Genomic DNA, 21,607 nt, shown 5'->3' on the forward strand with positions numbered 1-21,607 from the left:
ATGTGATCCGGAAGGCAGATCATCTGCCTTCCGGTTTCTCTTTCCAGGGGATGAGCAATGGCATCGCAGGAAGTTCTTCGCGAGGAGCCGAGCCGCGGTTCCTTCATCAACGATCCGAAAGTCCGCGGGTTTTTCTTCCAGGCGGTGGTTGTCATCTTGCTGGTGGCGGGCGTCTGGTGGATCGTCCACAACGTCATCGTCAACCTGCAGCGCCTGCATATTACTTCCGGTTTTGGCTTCCTGAACAACCGAGCAGGCTTTGACATTCCAGTCAGGCCCATCGCTTATGATTCTGATTCGACCTATGGCCAGGCCATTGTCGTCGGGCTTATCAACACCATTATCGTCGCCGTTGCCGGCATTATCACCGCGACCATCATTGGCTTCATTGTCGGCGTCGGCCGGTTATCGCGCAACTGGCTGGTTCGCAAGATTTGCACGGTCTATGTCGAGGTGTTCCGCAACATTCCGCCCCTGCTGGTGATCTTCTTCTGGTATTCAGGCGTGCTCGCGGTACTGCCGGCGCCTCGCGACAGTTTCAATTTGCCGTTCGGCTCTTTCCTCAACCAACGCGGATTCTATTTTCCGCGCGCTATCTGGGGCGACGGCTCCTGGCTGATGTTTGTCGCCTTGCTTGTCGGCATCGCCATGGCTTTTTTTGTCGCGCGCACGGCACGCCAGCGGCAAATGGCAACCGGCCAGCAGTTTCCCGTATTCTGGACTTCGGCGGCGCTGATCGTCGGCCTTCCGCTCCTGGCCTATGCGCTGAGCGGCTTTCCCTTGAGCTTCGACTTTCCAAAGCAATCGACCTTCAACCTGACCGGAGGCTTTCAGATCGGGCCGGAGTTCCTGTCTCTCTATTTGGCGCTGTCCTGTTACACGGCCTCCTTCATCGCCGAGATCGTGCGCGCCGGCATTCTCGGCGTCAGCAAGGGTCAGACCGAAGCGGCTGGCGCCCTGGGGCTGCGGCCGGGATCTATCCTGCGGCTTGTCGTCGTTCCCCAAGCCATGCGGATCGTCATCCCGCCGCTGACCAGCCAGTATCTCAACCTGACAAAGAACTCGTCGCTGGCCATTGCCATCGGTTACCCCGACCTGACGGCGATCGCCGGCACAGTGCTGAATCAGACCGGTCAAGCGGTCGAGGGTGTGCTGATCATGATGGTCGTCTATCTCATCATCAGCCTGGTGACGTCGGCGGTGATGAATGTGGTCAACGCCAGGATGGCGCTGGTGGAGAGGTAAGACCATGCAGGAACATGATACCTCCTGGGTGCGGACCGAAATGGCACTCGCTCAACAAGCCCCGGCCGGCGTGCGGGGGCCTTTGGCCTGGGTTCGCAAGAACCTGATCGGTTCGGTGGGCGACGTCATCCTGACTGTAGTGGCTATTGCGCTGGTGGTGATGATCGTGCCGCCCGTCGTCAACTGGGCCTTCATCAACGCCCAGTGGACGGGGCCGGACCGGACTGTATGCGCCACGGTGGCGCAAGGCGGCATCCAGCCGGACGGCTGGTCAGGCGCCTGCTGGGCCTTCGTCAACGCGAAGTTCGGCCAGTTGATGCTTGGCCGCTATCCCCTGGAAGAGCGCTGGCGGCCGATCCTGGTCGCCGTCCTGTTCGTGGCGCTGCTGGTGCCGTTGCTGATGCCACGTGTGCCGCGGAAGGGGTTGAACGCCATTCTTCTATTCCTGGCACTGCCGATCATCGCGTTCGTGCTCCTGGTCGGCGGCATCTTCGGCCTGCCGCATGTGGAGACCCAGCTATGGGGCGGGCTGCTGGTGACGCTGAGCCTGTCCTTTGTCGGCATTGCCGTGTCGCTGCCGATGGGCATCGTGCTGGCGCTCGGCCGGCGCTCCAAGATGCCGATCGTCAAGACACTGTGCGTGGTCTTCATCGAGTTCGTTCGCGGCATCCCGCTGATCACCGTTCTGTTCTTTGCCAGCGTCATGCTGCCGCTGTTTCTGCCCGCCGGGGTTTCGTTCGACAAATATCTCAGGGCGCTGATCGGCGTCTCGCTGTTTGCCGCCGCCTATATGGCCGAAGTGGTGCGCGGGGGCCTGCAGGCGATCCCCAAGGGCCAGTATGAGGGTGCGGATTCGCTTGGCCTGGGCTACTGGCAGAAGATGGTGCTGATCGTGCTGCCGCAGGCACTGAAGCTGGTCATCCCCGGCATCGTCAATACCTTCATCGGTATGTTCAAGGACACAAGCCTCGTCATCATCATCTCGATGTTTGACCTGCTTGGCGTCGTCAAGCAGAACTTCTCGGACGCCAATTGGGCGACCCCACAGACCGCGAGATCCGGTCTCATCTTTGCAGCCTTCGTCTTCTGGCTGTTCTGCTTCGGCATGTCGCGGTATTCGATGTACACGGAACGCCGGCTCGACACCGGCCACAAACGTTGATGCATGTCGCCCAAAAGTGTTTAGCGGTTTTGGGACAACGACATGCATCATAGCTAAAAGACAGAACAAAAAGGGGAACCTGCCATGGTCATAGAAAACGCCGTCAGCGCCGAAGAGATCAAGGTCGATGCCAAGAAGATGCACATCTCGACCACCGATGTCGCAATCGACATCATCGGCATGCACAAATGGTATGGCGAGTTCCATGTGCTGAAGGACATCAACCTCAAGGTGATGCGCGGCGAGCGCATCGTCATCTGCGGTCCTTCGGGCTCGGGCAAGTCGACCATGATCCGCTGCATCAACCGGCTGGAAGAGCACCAGAAGGGCAAGATCATCGTCGACGGCAAGGAACTCACAAACGATCTCAAGAAGATCGACGAGGTGCGCCGCGAGGTCGGCATGGTGTTCCAGCACTTCAACCTGTTCCCGCATCTGACCATCCTGGAGAACTGCACGCTGGCGCCGATCTGGGTGCGCAAGACGCCGAAGAAGCAGGCCGAGGAAATCGCCATGCACTTCCTCAAGCGCGTCAAGATCCCCGAACAGGCCAACAAATATCCGGGCCAGCTGTCGGGCGGCCAGCAGCAGCGCGTAGCGATCGCGCGTTCGCTGTGCATGAACCCGCGCATCATGCTGTTCGATGAGCCGACCTCGGCGCTCGATCCCGAAATGATCAAGGAAGTGCTGGAGACGATGGTGGGCCTGGCCGAGGAAGGCATGACCATGCTGTGCGTCACTCACGAAATGGGCTTTGCCCGCAAGGTCGCCAACCGGGTGATCTTCATGGATCAGGGCCAGATCGTCGAACAGAACACGCCGGCCGAGTTCTTCGACCATCCGCGCCACGAGCGCACGAAGCTGTTTCTGTCGCAGATCCTGCACTGAGCATTTTCATGCGAACCAAAAGAGCCCGGCCGTAATGCGGCCGGGCTCTTTTGCTATCTGGGGTCGGGGTTGATCTTCTCCATTGAAACACAAAGCCGCCGCCGCATGAGAAAAGCCCTGCGTTTCGTGGCCATGCTGATTATCGTGGTCGCGCTCGCTGCCACGCTCGGCACGCTGGTGCCGCGTCCGCTGTGGCCGGCGTCAGCGGCGGGTGAGGGCACGCGCCATATTCTGGTGCTGGAGAATCCGATCCACACCGACATCGCATTCCCGTCGATGACGAGGTGCGCCGTCGCTTCCATTTCCTGGTCGCTGCCGGCATCCCTGTCGACGCCCCGGAAGTGCGCTACATCGTCTTTGGCTGGGGCGGCCGGGCCTTCTATCTGGAGACGCCGAGCTGGTCGCAGCTGAAGACAGTGCCCGTCCTCAAGGCGCTGACACTGGACGCCTCGGTCATGCATGTCGATATCGCCGGGGCCATCGCCGAGCCGCACCCTGCTGTCACCGGTTTCGACATCGATGAGGAACGTTTTGCAGCGCTGCTCAACTATATCGACGCGAGTTTCCAGCAAGGGCCGCATGGTCCGGTCGTCATCGAGAACGCCGCCCATTCCAGCTTCGACCGCTTCTTCGAGGCGAACGGCCATTTCAACGCGCTTGTCGGCTGCAACACCTGGACAGCCGCCGGGCTGCGCACCGCCGGCCTGCGCACCGGCTGGTGGAACCCGCTGCCGGCCTCGCTGGGCTTGTCGATGCGGTTTTATAACTAGCAGTCCTTCATCGCACCGCGACAGTGTTGGATCTTTTGAAGTCAGCGGGACAGCACTCCCCTCTGGCCTGCCGGCCATCTCCCCCGCAAGAGGGAGATCAGCCGTTTTGCCCGCGCTCCTGCTGCAACGCCGGCGATTTTGGCGAAGGCGACGGCGATATCCAATCTCCCCCCTTGCGTGGGAGATGTCCGGCAGGACAGAGGGGAGTGGGAAGGATCGCTACGTCGACGATCTAGACTGCCGAGTGTCCGCTCGCCATCCATAGAGCCAGTCGAGGTCGGCGGCGAGCTTGTCGGGCGAGCGCATGGCCAGGAACAGATTGCGGGCGATCGCCACCGGGCCGGCAGCATGCCAGGCGAGGCGGTTTACGGCCCCACGACGCGCGGCCTTGGCGACACGCGGCCGCCGAAGATTTTCCCAGATTCGAAAACTTCTGGGCAGATCGCCAGGGAAATCGGCGATAGCGTCGGCAAGCGTGATGGCATCTTCGATCGCCATCGCGGCACCTTGCGCCGCAAACGGCGTCATCGCGTGCGCGGCGTCGCCGATCAGCGCGATGCCCTGCGGGCTCGTCCACCGCTGTTGTTCGACGGTGTGGATCGGAAAGGCCGTCCATGGGCCGGCCAGTGCCACAAGCTTCGTCAGGCCCGGCGCGGTGCCGCGCAGGGCAGCCGTGAGGATCGCGGGATCGGCATGGCCCGACCAACCTTCGGCCATGCGCTCGCCCTTGGTGAAGGCGGCGAGATTGAAGGCCCGGCCTTTGCTGACGGGATAGGCGACCATGTGGAAGCCTGGATGCAGGAACGTGGTGACGCAGTCGGCGGCGCCGATCGCGACAAAGGCTTCGCCGGCCGCACCGTCGGCTGCGATTGTAGCCCGCCAGGCGAGTTCGCCCGAAAAACGGCTTTTGACGAAGTCCTCGCCTGCGAGTTGCGCCCGGACCGCCGACCAGACGCCGTCGGCGCCGACCAGCAGTTTGCCGCGTGCCTCGATCTCGCGGCCGTCCACTTCGGCGGTCACGGCGACATATTGCGCGTCTTTGACGATGCCGGTCACGCGGGCGCCAGTGATGAACTCAATCTCCGGCCGTTCAGCCATTTGCGCCAACAGCGCTGCCTGCAGATCTGCGCGGTGAGCAACGAGATAAGGCGACTGCCAGCGCGCTTCGGCGGCGTGCCCGAGCTGTACCCGCGCCAGTTCGCGCAGCGTCCCGGCGTCCTTAAGCACGACCGCTTCCGGCCGCAACGCTGCGGGCAGCAGTCGGTCGAGCACGCCGAGTTTTCTAAGAATGCGTGTTGCGTTGGGCGAAAGCTGGATGCCGGCGCCGGCCGCTTCGAGGTGCTGTGCCTGTTCGATAAGCTTTACCGGATAACCCCGTCCGGCGAAGGCAAGGGCAGCGGTCAGCCCGGCGATGCCGGCCCCGGCGATTATGACCTGCCGGGACCTGATGTCTTCCATCGGGCTTGTCGCGGAAGGATCAGGCGGCCTGGTCGATATAAAGGCAACCAGCCGGCAGCGTTTCCGTCGCCCTCAGCTTCGCCGAATAGCGGTAGAGCGTCGAGCAGTAGGGACAGACCTTTTCATTGTCGTCGCCCATGTCGAGGAACACATGCGGGTGGTCGAAGGGCGGGTTGGCGCCGGTGCACATGAATTCCTTGACGCCGATGTCGATTGCCGGATGGCCCGCATCGTTCTGGAAATGGGGAATGGAACCGCCTGCCATCGTCGTCTCCTTGATCTCGTCGAAAAGCATCTGGAACATAACAGGCCTGTTTGCAAGATCGATGAAATGAAACTGTCGCAAAAGCCTGTCAGAGGATACGTTGAGCCGGTTAAGTGCATGTCCCTGAAATCGGAACGGTTTTCGCCGAAGGGTCATGCGCCACAAAAGCGTGTTAGAGGCATGGCACGTCCAGCGGCGCTCCAAGGGACGGTTGGCGGGGGAAGAGCAGGAACCATGAACGAACTGAAGCCGGTGCAGAGCGAATTCATCAATGTCGAGGTGGCGAGCCCCGAGGGCGGCAACCCCGATCGGTTCGTCAACCGTGAGTTCTCCTGGCTGCAGTTCAACCGGCGTGTGCTCGAGGAATCCCAGAACCAGCACCATCCGCTGCTCGAACGCGTCCGTTTCCTGTCGATTTCAGCCGCCAATCTCGACGAATTCTTCATGGTCCGCGTCGCCGGCCTTGCCGGCCAGGTGCGCGAAGGCATTGCGCTCAAGAGCCCCGACGGCCGCACGCCGGAGCAGCAGCTGGAACAATTGCTGCGCGAGGTCGAGCGGCTGCAGGAGGACCAGCAGAACAGCCTTTCGGCGCTGATGCTGCTGCTCAACAAGGAAGGCATTGAGAGCATCACCCGCGATGCACTGACCAAGGATGAGAAAGTCTGGCTGGAAGACCATTTCCAGGACCAGGTCTTCCCGGTCCTGACTCCACTGTCGATCGACCCGGCGCATCCGTTTCCGTTCATTCCCAATCTCGGCTTCTCGATGGCGCTGCAATTGCGCCACCGCAAGAATGGCGAGGAGATGAGCGCGCTTCTGCGCCTGCCGGTGGCGCTGAAGCGCTTCATCCGCCTGCCCGACCGCAAGCAGCACGTTCGCTTCATTCCACTGGAGGAGGCTGTCGGCCTCTATATCGGGAAGCTGTTCCCCGGCTATGAGGTCAAGGGTTCCGGCACCTTCCGCATCATCCGGGACAGCGATATCGAGGTCGAGGAAGAGTCGGAAGATCTCGTGCGCCTGTTCGAGACGGCGCTGAAGCGGCGCCGCCGCGGTTCGGTCATCCGCATCGAATTCGACAAGTCGATGCCCGGCGAATTGCGCGAGTTCGTCGCCGGCGAGCTTGGCGTCTCTTCGAGCCGCATCAGCGTTCTGACCGGCCCGCTGGCGCTCAGCCAGATTTCCGAGATCGTCGCCGTGCCACGCGACGACCTGAAGTTCACCCCCTACAATCCACGCTTTCCCGAGCGCATCCGCGAGCATGGCGGCGACTGTTTCGCGGCCATCCGCGAGAAGGACATCGTCGTCCACCACCCCTATGAGTCCTTCGACGTGGTGGTCCAATTCCTGCGCCAGGCGATGGCCGACCCCGAGGTGGTGGCGATCAAGCAGACGCTCTACCGCACCTCCAACGACAGCCCGATCGTGCGCGCCTTGGTCGACGCGGCCGAGGCCGGCAAGTCGGTAACCGCCCTGGTCGAGCTCAAGGCGCGCTTCGACGAGGAAGCCAACATCCGCTGGGCGCGCGACCTCGAACGCGCCGGCGTCCAGGTCGTGTTCGGCTTCCTCGAACTCAAAACCCATGCGAAAATGTCGCTAGTAGTGCGGCGCGAGGACGGCAAGCTGCGCAACTATGTCCATCTCGGCACCGGCAACTACCATCCGGTGACCGCGCGCATCTACACCGACCTGTCCTTCTTCACCACCGATCCGACGATCGCGCGCGATGTCGCCCAGCTGTTCAACTTCATCACCGGCTATGCCGAGCCGACCGATGAGATGCGGATCGCCATCTCGCCGTTTACGCTGCGCAGCCGTATCCTCAAGCACATTGCCGACGAGGTCGCCTACGCGCTGGCTGGCCGTCCGGCGCGCATCTGGATGAAGATGAACGCGCTCGTCGATCCCAACATCATCGACGCGCTCTATGACGCCAGCCGTGCCGGCGTCGAGATCGATCTCGTCGTGCGCGGCATCTGCTGCCTGCGGCCGCAGGTGCCCGGCCTGTCGGAAAACATCAGGGTCAAGTCGATCGTCGGCCGCTTCCTCGAACACAGCCGCATCTATTGCTTCGGCAACGGCCATGGCCTGCCGTCGGACGAGGCGATCGTCTACATCGCCTCGGCCGACTTGATGCCACGCAATCTCGACCGCCGCGTCGAGACCATGGTGCCGATCACCAATCCGACGGTGCATGAACAGATCCTTGGCCAGATCATGCTGGGCAACATCATGGACAACCAGCAAAGTTTCGACGTATTGGCTGACGGAACCTCCCGGCGCGTCGTGCTGGAGGAGGGTGAGGAACCGTTCAACGCGCAGGAATATTTCATGACCAATCCGAGCCTGTCGGGACGGGGTGACGCGCTGAAGTCGCATGCGCCCAAGCGCATCGCGCAGTTCAAGCGTCGCAAGAAGAACACCGGCTGATGATTTCAACGTCCCAAGGCCGGCTGCAGGATCGCCGGCCGCTGTCCATCATCGACATCGGCTCGAACTCGATCCGCCTTGTCGTCTATGAAGGGCTGGCGCGCTCGCCGACCTTGCTGTTTAACGAAAAGATGCTGGCCGGTCTCGGCCGCGGCATCGTTTCGACCGGCAAGCTCGATCCCGAGGCGGTGACGCGCTCGATGGAGGAGTTCCGCCGTTTCCGCGCGCTCTCCGACCAGGCGGGTGCGGAGCACATGTTTGTGCTGGCAACGGCCGCGGCCCGCGAAGCGATCAACGGCCCCGATTTCATCCACCGGGCCCAGGATGTGCTCAAGACCGAGATCCGCGTGCTCACTGGCCGGCAGGAGGCGCATTATTCGGCGCTTGGCGTCATTTCGGGCTTCCACCCCGCCAATGGCATTGCCGGCGATCTTGGCGGCGGCAGCCTGGAGCTTATCGACATCAATGGCGAGGCGATCGGCGACGGCATCACGCTGCCGCTGGGTGGCCTGCGGCTGCAGGACATGGCCAGGAATTCGCTCGCCCAGGCGGCAAAGATCACCCGCGACGAACTGGCGCGCGCCAAATTGTTGAAGGGCGGGCCGGGACGGCCCTTTTACGCCGTTGGCGGCACCTGGCGAAACCTTGCCCGGCTGCACATGGAAATGACCAACTACCCGCTTGGCGTCATGCACCACTATGAGATCGGTGTCGAAAGCGCCGCCAATTTCCTGAAGCAGGTGGCGAAAGGCGAGATCGAGAAGGTCAAGGGCATCGAAGGCGTGTCGAAGAACCGCCGTTCGCTGCTGCCCTATGGCGCGGTCGTGCTGCACGAGATCATGGCGGCGATGCAGCCGTCGAAGATCATCGTCTCGGCATTGGGCGTGCGCGAAGGGTTTCTCTATTCGCTGCTCGACCCTGCCGAGCAGAAGGCCGATCCGCTGGTCTCCGCTTCGGAGGAACTGGCGCGGCTGCGGTCGCGCTCGGTCACCCATGCGCATGAGCTTGTCGAATGGACGGACAAGACCTTTGCCGCCTTCGGCATCGACGAGACGGAGGATGAGGCGCGCTATCGCCACGCTGCCTGTCTGCTGGCCGATATAGGCTGGCGCGCACACCCGGAATATCGCGGCAAGCAGTCGCTCAACATCATTGCCCACGCCTCCTTCATTGGCGTCGATCACCCCGGCCGTGCCTTCCTGGCGCTGGTCGGCCTGTTCCGCCACGAAGGCGTGTTAAACGATGCGGCGCCGGAAATCCGCGGCCTGGCGACGCCGCGCTATCTCGAGCGCGCCCGCATCCTGGCGGCGGTGCTGCGCGTCGTCTATCTGCTGACGGCGGCCATGCCCGGCGTCATGCCGCGGCTGAAATGGGAAAACCGCGGCAATGGCACGTTGGCGCTGGTGCTGCCGGCCTCACTTTCCGATCTTTACGGCGAACGCCCGGCCGGACGGCTGGCGCAACTGGCGCGGATCACCAACCGCCGGCTGGTGCTGGCGGTCGAGGGTGGGCAGAGCGTGTCGGTGAAGTAGGCGCGGCCTGACAGCAAAACCATGTCGTCGTCGGCCTCGCGTTCGAGCACCGGCTTCCTCAATCCGTCGCTGCTTCGCCAGCGCCACCTCCCCCTCCGGAGGGAAAGGGAAGGGAGCCTCGTTGGAAAGCGTTGGCGGCAATAGGCTCGCGCCCTTCCTCTACCCCGTCGATCGGGGGAGAGGTGGCTCGACGAAGCCGAGACGGAGTGGGGGTCGACCTGGCACGGGCGTCGATGGTTCAACCGGGACGATATTTGACGATATCAGACCGCGGCGCGGCGCCCGTCGATCGACCAGGCCCCGGCGCCGGCCATGGCTAGCGCCAGGAATCCACCGGCGATGGCAATATCCTTCATCAGCATCTGCTGGTGCAGGAAGGTGAGCATCGGGTCATCGCCGCCCTGGCCGTAGTGGCCGATGGAGCCTGCAACGATGCAGAAAGCGGCAAGAAGTATCGCAACGACCGGCGTCTGAAAGCCGACCAGTATCAAGAGACCGGCAATCAACTCGAACAGCCCGGTGCCCCAGGCGGCAAGCGTCGGCAATGGCATGCCGAGGCCGGCGAAATAGCCGGTCGTCCCGGCAATGTCGGCGAGCGCGTGGTAGCCGGAGGGAACGAGCAGGGCGGCGAGCAGCAGCCGGGAAATCAGAAGCAATGCATCGCGGGGCATGGTCATCTCCGTTGTCTGTCCGCAGGCTGTTTCGAGACCGATCCTAGCAGGGATGGGGCGAGCGTGCGCTTGGGCAGACAACGAAAAAGCGGCGTGGAAATTCCACGCCGCTTTTTTCAGGCTTGGGAGGGAAAGCTCAGCCGCGCTTGGCGTCGATCGAGTAGGCGCCAGGGCCCGAGGAAGCCAGCAGCAGGAAACCGCCGGTGATGGCGACGTTCTTCAGGAAATGGATCATCTGGTTCTGGTCGGCCCAGCCGGTATGGGCGACAAAGGCCGAGGCGATGGTGAAGACCGCGAGCACCCAGGCGGCGATGCGGGTCTGAAAGCCAACGAGCACGGCAAGGCCGCCGAGCAATTCGATCAGGCCGACGACAATGGCCGTTATGGTCGGCACCGGCAGGCCCATGGCGCCGAAATAGCCGGCGGTGCCGGAAATGGCGGTGAGCTTGCCGAAGCCGGAAAGCAGGAAGATGGCGGCGAGCAGGATGCGGCCGAGCAGGATGGTGGTGGAGCTGTTGGACGCGATGCCGGCGCCGGCAGCGGAAGTGTTGATGGACATGGTGGCTCTCCGAAAAGGGTTGATGTCCCGTCAGATAGACCAAGCCGACTGTTCACCAAAGCCGCCAGTCCGGCGACACATTGTTCACAGGACGTACATTTCGGGATCGTTCGACCGACGCAAAATTCTTGTCGCGGCCAGCAGCGGCGGGAGCAAATTGTCCCGCCACACAATTCGGATTTCTAGTTGACGCAATTCCAAAGAGGAAGGGCTGCGCGCTTCGAGGAAGGCACTTCCCCTGGAATCGCTTAACCCGGATGCGTCATGTCCTCCGGCCGCACCAGCCGGTCGTAGTCTGCCTCGCTGACCAGCCCGGTGGCCAGTGCTTCCTCGCGCAAGGTGGTGCCCTTCTTGTGCGCGGTCTTGGCGATCTTGGCGGCATTGTCGTACCCGATCGTCGGCGCCAGCGCCGTCACCAGCATCAGCGAGCGGTCGAGCGCGGCCTTGATGTTGTCTTCGCGCGCCTCGATGCCGACGACGCAATTGTCGGTGAAGGAGATCGAAGCGTCGGCCAACAGCTGCACCGACTGCAGGAAGTTGTAGGCCATCAGCGGGTTGTAGACGTTGAGCTCGAAATGGCCCTGGCTGCCGGCGAAGGTCAGCGAGGCGTTGTTGCCGAACACCTGCACGCAGACCTGCGTCAGAGCCTCGCACTGCGTCGGGTTGACCTTGCCAGGCATGATCGAGGAACCCGGCTCGTTTTCCGGCAGCGACAGTTCGCCGAGGCCCGAGCGCGGGCCGGAGCCGAGGAAGCGGATGTCGTTGGCGATCTTGAAGAGGGCGGCGGCCGCCGCGTTGATGGCGCCATGCGAGAACACCATGGAATCGTGCGCGGCGAGCGCCTCGAACTTGTTCGGCGCGGTGACGAAGGCAATGCCGGTAATGTCGGCGATGCGCGCCGCCACCTTTTCCGCAAAGCCGACCGGCGCATTGAGGCCGGTGCCGACTGCGGTGCCGCCCTGCGCCAGTTCCTGCAGGCCGGGCAGCGTCATCTCGATGCGCTTGATCGAAGAGGCCACCTGTGCGGCATAGCCGGAAAATTCCTGGCCCAGCGTGAGAGGGGTGGCATCCTGCGTATGGGTGCGGCCGATCTTGATGATGTGGGCGAAAGCCTTTGTCTTGACCTCGAGCGCGGCGTGCAGATGCCTAAGCGCCGGCAGCAGATCGTGCACGATGCGCTCGGCGCAAGCGATGTGCATGGCTGTCGGGTAGGTGTCGTTCGACGACTGGCTCATATTGACGTGGTCGTTGGGGTGCACCGGCTTCTTCGAGCCCATGACGCCGCCCAGAAGTTCGATCGCCCGGTTGGAGATCACCTCGTTGGCGTTCATGTTGGACTGCGTGCCCGAGCCGGTCTGCCACACGACCAGCGGGAAATGGTCGTTGAGCTTGCCGTCGATCACCTCTTGCGCCGCCTCGATGATCGCCTTGCCGACTTCCGGATCGAGCCGCTTCAGCTCCATATTGGCTTCCGCCGCCGCTCGCTTGACGATGCCGAGCGCACGCACGATCGAGGCCGGCTGCTTTTCCCAGCCTATCCTGAAATTGCCGAGGGAACGCTGCGCCTGCGCGCCCCAGTAACGGTCGGCGGCAACCTCGATGGGGCCGAACGTGTCGGTTTCGGTTCTGGTCCTGGCAGCGGTCACTTGTCTCTCCGACGATCGAATTCGGCAACGGCGTATCGCGTTGCACAATGGCCTTCAAGCAGAGATTGCGGCCGGCAGGCAGTAAATCGGTTGAAGCAGTAGCGCCGCCCTTCGGGATCCTGCACCCTCCACTTTCGTGTGAAGGAAATTGCTCCTCAGTGCGGCTTGATCCCATGAAGTGGACGGAAACTTGCGGATTTAGCTCGATAAGATCATGTCGAGCTGGCGGATTGCTCTACGCAAACTTCCCCGAGGATCAGCAATGCGCAATTCATGTCTACCTACTCTACCTACGAGCGACGCTGCCACACAAACTACCATCCGTGCCGGCGTCTCACTGGCAACAGCAGCAATGAGGTAGCTTATGCACTTGTCCTTCTGTTCAGTTTCCCGACCAAAATCCGGCATCGCATCTGGATCGAGCTTCGGATCGCGAAACCGAGAATTTCAAGTCCACCCTGGGAGCGCCTCCACATAGCCTCGGAGATTTCCAAGATGCATGGCGGCAAGGTCGAAGCCGTCTCGACGTCGCAAGAGACGCTCTTTGTCCTCCGTATTTTGCTGAAAGCGCGCCTGATCGCGGACCGTCAGCTCGGAACCTTTTTCCTCCAACGGCGCAGCTTTGTCCTGAGATAGGATCTATAGCCGAACGGAAGTGTTCGCCGTCCGGAAGGCGTGCTTGTCCGCGCCTCCAGACGCTGGCGCACGACGCTCATCAGTCTGCAGAACGCGGGTGTTTCCAATGATTGCACCCGTTTGACGAGGTTGTCGGGCAATGGCTTTGAGCGCCAGTCGAAATAAGCCTCGTAGTCTTGCGGCGTTGCGATCAGGTGCTGGAGATAGGCTGCAAGATCGCTGGCGCTGGCGAAGGCACTGGCGTCAATAAAGGAGTGCTCCGGAACGAACTCGTCCACATTGGGAGCGCCAAGGTAGATCGGCACCGTGCCCGCCATGAACGCGTCATAGATTTTCTCGGTGACATAGTCGGCCTCGGTCGAGTTCTCCATGGCCAGGCAGAATTTGTGCCGCGCAATGGTTTCGATCTTGGTCTTCGAGCCCAGATCGGGGCCAGAGACCGATCGGTTGTTGCGATATCGGCCATAAGAATCGATCTTGATGTGGCGCGCCAGTTCGTTCGCCAAATCGACACGGCCGCTATAATTCAGGCCGGCCGACTGGAAGAGTGCGACCGGCGCTTCTTCCGTTTTCGGTACGATTGGTCTGGCCAGCGCATCTTTCCACCACACCGCACGCGGAAGGTAGGGTACCCAGACATCAGACCGGGATTCATGCGTCATGATGATATCGAAGTGCCGCATGATTTTGGGGTCGGCAAGTCGCTTGTAGTTTTGGCCGCATTCCATCGACCAGGCGACCCAATATTGACCAGGGTATTTGTAGGCATCGCCAACTTCGCGAAAGTTCGGAATATGGAAGACGACTGCCGCGGCCTCGGAAATCCGTCGTTTGTCCAGTGTCCACCGCCCGGGCATTTCGCACTGTATCGACGCGATATCGACGGGTTTGCTGAAGAACGTTGTGTAGAAGAGGATCAGTGGATCGATAGACAGCATGGCACCACGAATGTCTGAAGCATTGCTCAATCTGCAGACAGACGCGGTATCGGAAGTTTGGTCAAGTGCTCCGCTTGTTCGAGGCAGAGGGCCGTCCAAACGGTCACCCCGCCGTATACCCGCCATCGATCGCGAAAATGCCGCCGCTGGTCCACGCCGCCTCGTCGCTGGCGAGATAGACGGCGATGCCGGCAAGATCGCTGGTCTGGCCGATGCGGCCGAGCGGGTAGCTGCGCTCGACATAGGTTTTCAGCTCGGCCTGCGCTGCCGCCGGCAGGTTGTCGATCGACTTGCGCCGCATGGCGGTGTCGACCGTGCCGGGCGCAATCGCATTGACCCTGATGCCGCCCGGACCAAGCTCGAAGGCCAGCGACTTGGTCAGCGAATTCAGCGCGCCCTTGGACAAGGAATACAGGCTCGACGGCCGCTTCGGGATCATTTTGTCGGCGAAGTAGGACGAGATGTTGATGACGGAGGCGTTGGCGCCGAGATGCGGCAGCAGCCGCTGGGTAAGGAAGAACGCCGCCGTCACATTGAGCGCGAAGGATTGCTGGAATTGGTGCTCGGTGACGGTCTCGAAAGGCACCAGATAAGCGACGCCGGCATTGTTGACGAGGATGTCGAGTGGGCCGGTTGCTTTCGCGCGATCGACCACGGCATCGATGCCGGAAGAGGTCGAGAGATCGGCCGACTGGGTGCCGACGTTGCCCGCCGCCGCAAGTGTCTCGCGGGCGGTCTCGAGCTTGCTGGTGTCGCGACCGACGATCAGCACGTCGGCGCCCTCGCGCAAGAAAGCTTCCGATATCGCCAGGCCGATGCCGTCCGAGCCGCCGGTCACCAGTGCTCGCTTGCCAGAAAGTCTCATTGAAGGCCAAGTCGCATCGAATGCTCTCGCTGTTGCCCGCGTCACGAAGGCAATGCCGATCGGCGAGGGCGGTCAAGCCGCCGGCCTATCGCTCAGTATGAACTTCGGTTGGCCGCGTGCCGATCCGGTTACCGCAGCAGCGACTGCGACGTCGGCGTCAGGCGCAAGGTTTCGGTCCGCCAGGTCACATCGGCCGCTTGCCATTGGGGCGAAGCGGCAACTGCGGCTTCGTAATTGGCATGCGCCTCGGGACTGTTGAAACCCGTCACCGCGATAAAGACGTTTTCGCTCAAGCGCACCGGCAGGCGGGGAAAGCTGTTTTCGGCGTGCTCGGTGATGAAGGCGCCAAGCAACCGTCCGCCGACGCCGATAAGGACCGGAACGGCATCCGTTTCGAAATTGCCGGCGAAATCGGCTTCGGCGCCAGACCGCAGATGATGAATCTGGATGGCAACGATAGCGGTCAAGCGGTTGTCTGCGCTCAGCTTTCCATCCGGCGGCATGGCGCCTCGCTGCGCGCCTGACAGATCGAAGCCGGCGCCTGGCCATGCCGGCTTCAAGAGCAGTACATCGTCGGAATCGATCATCGTCGCATTGGCGGCGTCGCGGTGCGCCGTCCACACCGGCCCGTCATAGAAGGCGGTGAGCGCCTGCTTCCGCGCTTCCATGCCATCGAAGCCGCGCAGCCAGACGAACATGTCGGGGCGGTCGAGGTCGCGGAACTGTCCGATGATGGTCATGCCGGCGTGTTCCTGGCCTTCGATGAACCGACTGTCGAAGATGTCGATCAGCGTCTCGCGCCGGCCCGGCTTCAGCGTGTACTGCCGCAACTCGACGACAGGCGAAGCGAGCAGTTTTGCCGCCGCAGGCGCATTCAGGGGTACGGTCATTGTGTCGTCTCCAAAAAACAGGATGATCATCCGGTTTATAAAACAGACCGGTTGTCCTGTTTTGTCAATCTGCTATCGTTGGCAAATGTCAGCAGAGATTGCTCGGGCTCCGAAAGGGCCGCCGCGAAAACGCACCAACGATCCCGAAGGGCTGCGCAACAAGGTGCTCGATATCGCCGAAGCGTCGTTCCAGGCGCGTGGCTATCATGCATCCGCCCTTGGCGAGCTGATGACGACCGCAGGCGTCAGCGGCGGCGCGCTGCATCATCATTTCCCGACGAAGAAGGCGCTCGCTCTGGCGGTGATCGAGGAGCGCGTGGCAGCGGCCCTCGATGAAACCTGGATCAACCCTGTACGGGCGGCAGGCTCGGCGCGCGAAGGCGTGCGCGCGGTGTTCGAGGCGGTGGCGACCGAGCTTGAGCAGCAAGGCTTCGTGCGCGGCTGTCCGCTCAACAATCTGGCGCATGAACTGTCGCTCGCTGACCCGGATTTCCGCGCCGCTCTGGACGATATCTTTGCCGGATGGCGTCAGGCGGTTGCCGACAAGGTGCGAGCCGACCAGCAGTCGGGGAGGGAGCAGGGCACCGACCCCGAGCGCTTTGCGGCACTCGCCATCGCCGCCTATTCCGGCGCCATGTCGATGGCCAAGGCGGCACAGGATGCCAGCGTGCTGCGCGATTGCCTGGCCGAACTTCAGGGTAGCTCAACGCCGCCATTCCTGAGCAGAGCGAAGCGGCGTAGCAGGATCCTGCTGCGGCCGGGAAAACCTTGAGGCCGGAACTGCGCTGTTCTAGTTGGAAAGCGGCTTGATCGTCTCGTAACCGTTCACCGATTCCGCGCTGGTCCCTTCGTCGTAGCGCCGGGCGAGGGACGCTTGCAGATCAGGCGCATAAAGCGCGGTAAATGTGTCCAGCGTTTCGCCGGCGCCGTTCTTGAAGGTCTCCGTGACCGCCAGCACGTTGTATTTGCAGCCGCCGACACTGAACGTCTCCTTGCCCTTGACGACCAGGCTCAGCGTCTTGGTGCTCTTCGGCTGCTTGTTCGGCGACAGCTCGACGAATTCGATCGTGCTCTTGGCTCCCGTCTTCAGCGGAAACAGTTTTCGCAGATCGGAAAACGGGATCGTCGCCACCCGTCCGGTATCGCTGTCGCGAAACACTTCGACCAGGCCGGCAAACAGGAACTGTGTCTGCGGCGATTGCGATTCGTAGGTGTTGGCAACGGAGACCATGCCGCCGGCCACCGGCCGAAACTCGCTGCGGACGCCGGGCATTTCCAGAACGAAGCCGGCCTTGGCCGATTTTGCGTCGACACAATCGGCGGCATGCACCGCAGCCGCCGGCAGCAACCCAGCCAGCACCACGCCTATCGAAACGGCTCTCATGAAATCCTCCCCTCTGCTTGTATTTGCTGCGCGCCAGCATGACCCAAGAAATGCCAGAGCCTCAGTGCCGTGTCGACCTGCCATTCCTGGCAACTGGACGGTGGGGCGCCGGCTGTGCTGAATTTCAGGTCATGAATCGCAAGCTCGTCCTCTCCCGTCGCAATTTCCTCGCACAGGCAGCCGGCCTTGCCATGGCTGGCATGCTGCCGCGCGCCGCGCTTGGCCAGACCGGCAAGCGCATCCAGCCCATCGACGCCACCTTTCTGTTCATCGCCGATGTCCATGCCTGCCGCATGTCGAGCGGCCTCAGCCCCAACTGCCTGGAGGAAGGCAAGACCGATGCCGCGCTGTTGCGCAATGTCGCTGTCCTCAATGGCTTGGCCGGCCGGCAATGGCCAGTCGAGATCGATGGCGTTGCAACCCGCCTGCGTTCGGCCGGCGGCCGCATCGATGCGCCGCTCGGCCTCGTTGTCGGCGGCGACATCACCGACGATGGCGGCGGCCAGATCACCGAGCCCAGCGAAGGCACGCAACTGTTGCAGTTCAGCCAGCGCTATCAACAGGGCGTCGGTCCCGATCGCGTGCACATGCCGGTCTATGTCGGCCTCGGCAATCACGATCTCGACCAGAACGGCTCGCCGCCGCACGTCGACTGGTACCGGCGCGAATTGCGCGACTATGTCGAGGTCAACCATCGCCCCGGCGTGTTCTTCAAGCCCCCGGTGCCGGCCACCGAATACGATGTCGACACCGACTGCTATTCCTGGGACTGGGGCGGCCTGCATCTCGTCCAGACCCACCGGTTTGCCGGCGACACCGGCCACGGCGCGGTGAGCAGCCTGCCGTGGCTGAAGCAGGATCTGACGACCTACGCTGCGGATGGCCGTCCCGTCATCCTGTTCCAGCACTATGGCTGGGACACTTTCTCGGTCGAGCGCTGGGACCCGGCCAAGCGCACCTATGACGATGACGGCGCAGGCGCGCCGCATTGGTGGAGCGAGGCCGACCGCCAGGCGCTGCTGGCGGCGCTGAAGGGCTACAATGTCATCGCCATCTTCCATGGCCATCAGCACGAAGTGCCTATGATCTACAAAAGCGATGGCCTCGACCTGTTCAAGCCGAAGGCTGCCTATATGGGTGGCTTCGCGCTGGTGAGGGTAACCGGGGACGGCATGGACGTGGTGCTGGGCGAGGCGGCGGGCGACCGGGGCGGGGTCAAGTTCACCAGCGCCTTCAGCAAGAGCCTCAGCCTCTGACAAGAAAAAGGCGGCCTTGAGCCGCCTTCCTCATTGCCTGCAAGATCGGGTCAGAGCGCCTTTTTGATCTTGTCCTTCACGTCGCCATAGACCTTCTGCACCTTGCCGGCGGTCTTGTCGGCCGTGCCTTCGGCCTGGGTCTGCCTGTTGCCGGTCGCCTTGCCGCCGGCCTCCTTGACCGAGCCCTTGACCTGCTTGGCCACGCCGGCAACCTGATCCTTGTTCACCATCTTTGCATCTCCTGGGATTCCGGGGATTCATTCGCAGGAGGCAAACGGGCCGGCTTGGCTTAGGTTCCCTGGGCGGCGATCATCGTCGCATCTGGTCGCTTATATGGTCGCCGAAACGCTTTGCCGCGTCGTATCGTGTGACTAGTGTGACGAAATTTTGGGGAGACCGCCTTGGCTGAATTTACGCTCATCATCGCCAACAAGTGCTTTTCGTCCTGGTCGCTGAGGCCATGGGTGGCGATGAAGCATCTGGAGATCCCGTTCGAGGAAGGTTTCGTGCGCCTGCGCACGCCCGAGACCTTTGCCGCTCTGGCGAAAGTCTCGCCCACCGGCCTTGTGCCAGTGTTGAATCACAATGGCAGGATCGTCTGGGAAACCCTTGCCATCCTTGAATATCTGGCCGACCTGTTTCCGGAGAAAAAACTTTGGCCGCAGGATATCGGCGCCCGCGCCTTGGCTCGCTCGGTGGCGACCGAGATGCATTCCGGCTTTCGCGAGGTGCGCTATGGCTGGCCGATGAATTTGCGCCGGCCGAAGGCCCACAAGCCGCTCGACGCCGAAGGCGAAATGCAGCGCGCGCGCATCGAAACGATCTGGCGCCAGTGCCGGGAACAATACGGCAAGGGCGGCCCCTTCCTGTTCGGTCATTTCACCGCGGCCGATGCCATGTATGCACCTGTCGTCACCCGCTTCGACACCTATGGCGGCAAGCTCGCGCCCGACACGCGCGCCTACGTCGACGCCGTGTTGGCAACGCCGGCGATGCGGCACTGGTATGCGGAAGCAGCGAAGGAGACTTGGCCGGAACCCGGCCCGGACGAATAGGACCACTAATGACATCACGGTGAGTGACCGATGGCCAGCAATGATGGACCGCGTGAGACTACCGCGCCAACAATCTTCCACTGCCGGCTGATCCCGCCTCGGCCGGACTTCGCCTTCACCCTGATTGAGGAGGAGAGGGAGTTGATGGGCCGGCATGCCGACTATCTGCGCGGCAAGCTTGCCGAGGGCACCATGATCCTCGCCGGGCCGGTCGCCGACCCGGCCGGCCCTTGGGGTCTGCTGATCCTGCGTGTCGGCAGCGAAGCCGAGGCAAGAGCGGTCACCGACGGCGATCCGGTGTCGAGCTCCGGCCGCGGTTTCCGCTACGAGATCCTGCCGCTGATCAGCGCGATCCTGTAGGCGAGCGTAAGTTTAAGGAAAAGTGTGAAACGGTTTTCCCTTGGGAATTGTGTCAGACAACGGCACATACAAGAACGCCTCTCGCACCGTTCAATGTGCGGGAGGCGTTCTTTTGCCAGCATTACCGAGATTGCTCTCTGAATTGCTGACACCACGGAAATGCGCCGGCTTGCGATTGGTTCCGGGGCGTGGAATATTTTTTGGAACGCCTTGAGCTCCGCCACCTCGTCAGTTGAGGCTTATGCCTCGGGCATCCTCAGGTTGAATTTAGGCTGCGGGCAAACCAGAAATTGACTCGGCGCTAAAAGAAGTCTATAAGAAACATGTCGATATTTGTTTGACCGACTTTTGTTATCCGCGCATGATGCGCGCCTTTGACGAACTTCCCCATCAAAAATCGAGACAAAACGCTGTTGTGCAGTCGCACGATGGTGAACGAATATTTGCCAGGGAAAGGGTTCTTCATGGCCACCGGCACAGTGAAATGGTTCAACGCCACCAAAGGTTTTGGTTTTATTCAGCCTGACGACGGCTCCGCCGACGTTTTCGTCCACATCTCGGCCGTAGAGCGCGCCGGCATGCGTGACATCGTCGAGGGTCAGAAGCTCGGCTACGAGATGACCCGCGACAACAAGTCGGGCAAGATGTCCGCCGACCAGTTGAAGGCGGCCTGATAAGGAATTCGGCCTTCCGGTGACCACGGATGTACTGGCACCGATGAAAGGCTGAAAGGAGCGCCTTGCGCATCCAACTGGATGCGCGGCGCTTTCATGGAAGGTCAGGCGGTGCCTGGCCTTTTTCATTTTGTGCGTCGTGCCGCTAAAAGTGCGCCGCACGCCGGCCGGAACGTGCTAAGGGACGCTCCAGCAATCTGAACCGCCCATACTGCCCCGCTGCCGTATTGCTTTGGTCGTAATCGAAGACCGCTCTCGCTCTATCGGCACCAGGCTCCCGACAGGAGAAAGTTTTGACCACTCAATCCAAGACCGCCGACCAGGCCGGCTCGCTGTTCAGCAAGACGCAAACCCAGTCGATGTCACTCAACCGCATCCTGTCCGAGCGTGATGCCGTCAGCGAGGCGCGCGAAGCCAAGACCGCGCGCTTGCGCGAACTGCGCAAGGAAAAGGAAGCCGACGACATGGCAGCGGCCGCAGCCCTTGCGGCGCTGCCGAAGCGGGCAGGCAAACGCTGATGGCCACCAAGCGCGTACCGCCGACGCCGATCGATGCCGATGCGACCATAGCGTCCATGGTCCCGGGCCTGGACAAGCCGGTCGAATATGTCCGCCGTGTGCTGGAAAAGCTCGAGCGCTGCAAGCGCGCGCATGGCGATGCCCAGGTGCGCGTCGGCGTGCGCGGCCGTGCCGAAGCCCCGAACTATCTGGTCGAATATGTCCGCGAGGACAAAAAGACCCAGGAGCGCGTGACCTACCAGGATGCCGCCTATAGCGGCAGCACGCATCGCGAACTGGCGGCGCACCACATTGCCGAGGCGAGGAACTGGTCGCCCGAGGAAATGAACATCACAGCGGTCTCGGCGCTGATCGGCCGCTTGCGCAATCCGCGCGCACCATCATCCCGCTTTTCCGACGAGGACTGAC

22 protein-coding genes and 1 pseudogene are annotated in these 21,607 nt (G+C 62.1%); 13 read left to right on the forward strand and 10 right to left on the reverse strand.

The genetic code is table 11. From position 1 onward, the window contains the following. Positions 1–57 precede the first annotated feature (57 nt). From X726_RS147800 to X726_RS01000000167170, 4 genes and pseudogenes are all read left to right on the forward strand, one after another. The gene (locus tag X726_RS147800; RefSeq protein ID WP_023671481.1) at positions 58–1,245 is read left to right on the forward strand and encodes an amino acid ABC transporter permease; all 1,188 of its coding nucleotides are present in this window, start codon (positions 58–60) and stop codon (positions 1,243–1,245) included. A 4-nt stretch (positions 1,246–1,249) separates the two neighbouring features. After that, positions 1,250–2,407, forward strand: a complete 1,158-nt coding sequence (locus X726_RS147795) for an amino acid ABC transporter permease (RefSeq protein ID WP_023700666.1) — start codon at positions 1,250–1,252, stop codon at positions 2,405–2,407. Between the two features lie 84 nt (positions 2,408–2,491). After that, positions 2,492–3,295 carry an amino acid ABC transporter ATP-binding protein gene (locus tag X726_RS147790; RefSeq protein ID WP_023671483.1) on the forward strand — a complete coding sequence of 268 codons (804 nt, stop codon included), beginning with the start codon at positions 2,492–2,494 and terminating at the stop codon, positions 3,293–3,295. A 105-nt stretch (positions 3,296–3,400) separates the two neighbouring features. Beyond that, positions 3,401–4,065: pseudogene (locus X726_RS01000000167170) on the forward strand (TIGR02117 family protein). 219 nt (positions 4,066–4,284) lie between these two features. Here the strand turns inward: X726_RS01000000167170 and X726_RS147785 are convergent. Then, on the reverse strand, positions 4,285–5,523 hold the full coding sequence (locus X726_RS147785) for an FAD-dependent monooxygenase (RefSeq protein ID WP_023671485.1): 1,239 nt from the start codon (positions 5,521–5,523) through the stop codon (positions 4,285–4,287). A 19-nt stretch (positions 5,524–5,542) separates the two neighbouring features. Then, positions 5,543–5,788, reverse strand: a complete 246-nt coding sequence (locus X726_RS147780) for a zinc-finger domain-containing protein (protein ID WP_023705697.1) — start codon at positions 5,786–5,788, stop codon at positions 5,543–5,545. Positions 5,789–6,022: 234 nt separating this feature from the next. Here X726_RS147780 and X726_RS147775 point away from each other — a divergent pair, with 234 nt between their 5' ends. Beyond that, the gene (locus tag X726_RS147775) at positions 6,023–8,215 is read left to right on the forward strand and encodes an RNA degradosome polyphosphate kinase (protein WP_023671487.1); all 2,193 of its coding nucleotides are present in this window, start codon (positions 6,023–6,025) and stop codon (positions 8,213–8,215) included. Then, positions 8,215–9,747: an exopolyphosphatase gene (gene ppx, locus X726_RS147770; RefSeq protein WP_023671488.1), complete on the forward strand. Its 1,533-nt coding sequence runs from the start codon at positions 8,215–8,217 to the stop codon at positions 9,745–9,747. Before X726_RS147775 ends, ppx begins: the two co-directional genes overlap by 1 nt. A gap of 263 nt (positions 9,748–10,010) precedes the next feature. Here ppx and X726_RS147765 read toward each other — a convergent pair whose 3' ends face one another. The 6 genes from X726_RS147765 to X726_RS147740 form a co-directional block, all read right to left on the reverse strand. Further along, positions 10,011–10,418 (reverse strand): DoxX family protein, encoded by a 408-nt coding sequence (locus tag X726_RS147765; RefSeq protein ID WP_023712732.1) that lies wholly within the window; start codon positions 10,416–10,418, stop codon positions 10,011–10,013. A 136-nt stretch (positions 10,419–10,554) separates the two neighbouring features. Then, on the reverse strand, positions 10,555–10,977 hold the full coding sequence (locus X726_RS147760; RefSeq protein WP_023671490.1) for a DoxX family protein: 423 nt from the start codon (positions 10,975–10,977) through the stop codon (positions 10,555–10,557). A 248-nt stretch (positions 10,978–11,225) separates the two neighbouring features. Next, the gene (gene fumC / locus X726_RS147755; RefSeq protein WP_023671491.1) at positions 11,226–12,623 is read right to left on the reverse strand and encodes a class II fumarate hydratase; all 1,398 of its coding nucleotides are present in this window, start codon (positions 12,621–12,623) and stop codon (positions 11,226–11,228) included. Positions 12,624–13,210: 587 nt separating this feature from the next. Further along, the gene (locus X726_RS147750) at positions 13,211–14,197 is read right to left on the reverse strand and encodes a glycosyltransferase family 10 (RefSeq protein ID WP_023671492.1); all 987 of its coding nucleotides are present in this window, start codon (positions 14,195–14,197) and stop codon (positions 13,211–13,213) included. Between the two features lie 103 nt (positions 14,198–14,300). Continuing rightward, the gene (locus tag X726_RS147745; protein ID WP_023835131.1) at positions 14,301–15,062 is read right to left on the reverse strand and encodes an SDR family oxidoreductase; all 762 of its coding nucleotides are present in this window, start codon (positions 15,060–15,062) and stop codon (positions 14,301–14,303) included. Between the two features lie 128 nt (positions 15,063–15,190). After that, entirely contained in the window at positions 15,191–15,952 is a 762-nt protein-coding gene (locus tag X726_RS147740; protein WP_023835132.1) for an NIPSNAP family protein, read from the reverse strand. Between the two features lie 85 nt (positions 15,953–16,037). Here X726_RS147740 and X726_RS147735 point away from each other — a divergent pair, with 85 nt between their 5' ends. After that, on the forward strand, positions 16,038–16,724 hold the full coding sequence (locus X726_RS147735; protein WP_023671495.1) for a TetR/AcrR family transcriptional regulator: 687 nt from the start codon (positions 16,038–16,040) through the stop codon (positions 16,722–16,724). Between the two features lie 18 nt (positions 16,725–16,742). Here the strand turns inward: X726_RS147735 and X726_RS147730 are convergent, their stop codons facing one another. After that, positions 16,743–17,336, reverse strand: coding sequence for a hypothetical protein (locus X726_RS147730; protein ID WP_023671496.1), 594 nt, complete (start codon positions 17,334–17,336; stop codon positions 16,743–16,745). Positions 17,337–17,467: 131 nt separating this feature from the next. On the opposite strand from X726_RS147730, the gene X726_RS147725 reads away from it, so the two are divergent. After that, complete coding sequence (locus tag X726_RS147725) at positions 17,468–18,592, forward strand: metallophosphoesterase (RefSeq protein ID WP_023671497.1); 1,125 nt, start codon at positions 17,468–17,470, stop codon at positions 18,590–18,592. Between the two features lie 50 nt (positions 18,593–18,642). Here the strand turns inward: X726_RS147725 and X726_RS147720 are convergent, their stop codons facing one another. After that, positions 18,643–18,822: a CsbD family protein gene (locus X726_RS147720; RefSeq protein WP_023671498.1), complete on the reverse strand. Its 180-nt coding sequence runs from the start codon at positions 18,820–18,822 to the stop codon at positions 18,643–18,645. Between the two features lie 171 nt (positions 18,823–18,993). Between X726_RS147720 and X726_RS147715 the strand changes: the two genes are divergently transcribed. From X726_RS147715 to X726_RS147700, 5 genes are all read left to right on the forward strand, one after another. Continuing rightward, complete coding sequence (locus X726_RS147715) at positions 18,994–19,647, forward strand: glutathione S-transferase family protein (RefSeq protein ID WP_023671499.1); 654 nt, start codon at positions 18,994–18,996, stop codon at positions 19,645–19,647. A 30-nt stretch (positions 19,648–19,677) separates the two neighbouring features. Continuing rightward, positions 19,678–20,007 (forward strand): YciI family protein, encoded by a 330-nt coding sequence (locus tag X726_RS0135730; RefSeq protein ID WP_023756411.1) that lies wholly within the window; start codon positions 19,678–19,680, stop codon positions 20,005–20,007. Positions 20,008–20,471: 464 nt separating this feature from the next. Beyond that, positions 20,472–20,681, forward strand: coding sequence for a cold-shock protein (locus X726_RS147710; RefSeq protein ID WP_023671502.1), 210 nt, complete (start codon positions 20,472–20,474; stop codon positions 20,679–20,681). Positions 20,682–20,974: 293 nt separating this feature from the next. Continuing rightward, positions 20,975–21,199 (forward strand): hypothetical protein, encoded by a 225-nt coding sequence (locus X726_RS147705; RefSeq protein WP_023671503.1) that lies wholly within the window; start codon positions 20,975–20,977, stop codon positions 21,197–21,199. Continuing rightward, complete coding sequence (locus X726_RS147700) at positions 21,199–21,606, forward strand: hypothetical protein (protein WP_023671504.1); 408 nt, start codon at positions 21,199–21,201, stop codon at positions 21,604–21,606. The genes X726_RS147705 and X726_RS147700 overlap by 1 nt, the downstream gene beginning before the upstream one ends. Position 21,607 lies beyond the last annotated feature (1 nt).

Origin of the sequence: Mesorhizobium sp. LSJC285A00 (assembly GCF_000503155.1) — a bacterium.
In the GTDB taxonomy this organism is placed as follows: Bacteria; Pseudomonadota; Alphaproteobacteria; order Rhizobiales; family Rhizobiaceae; genus Mesorhizobium.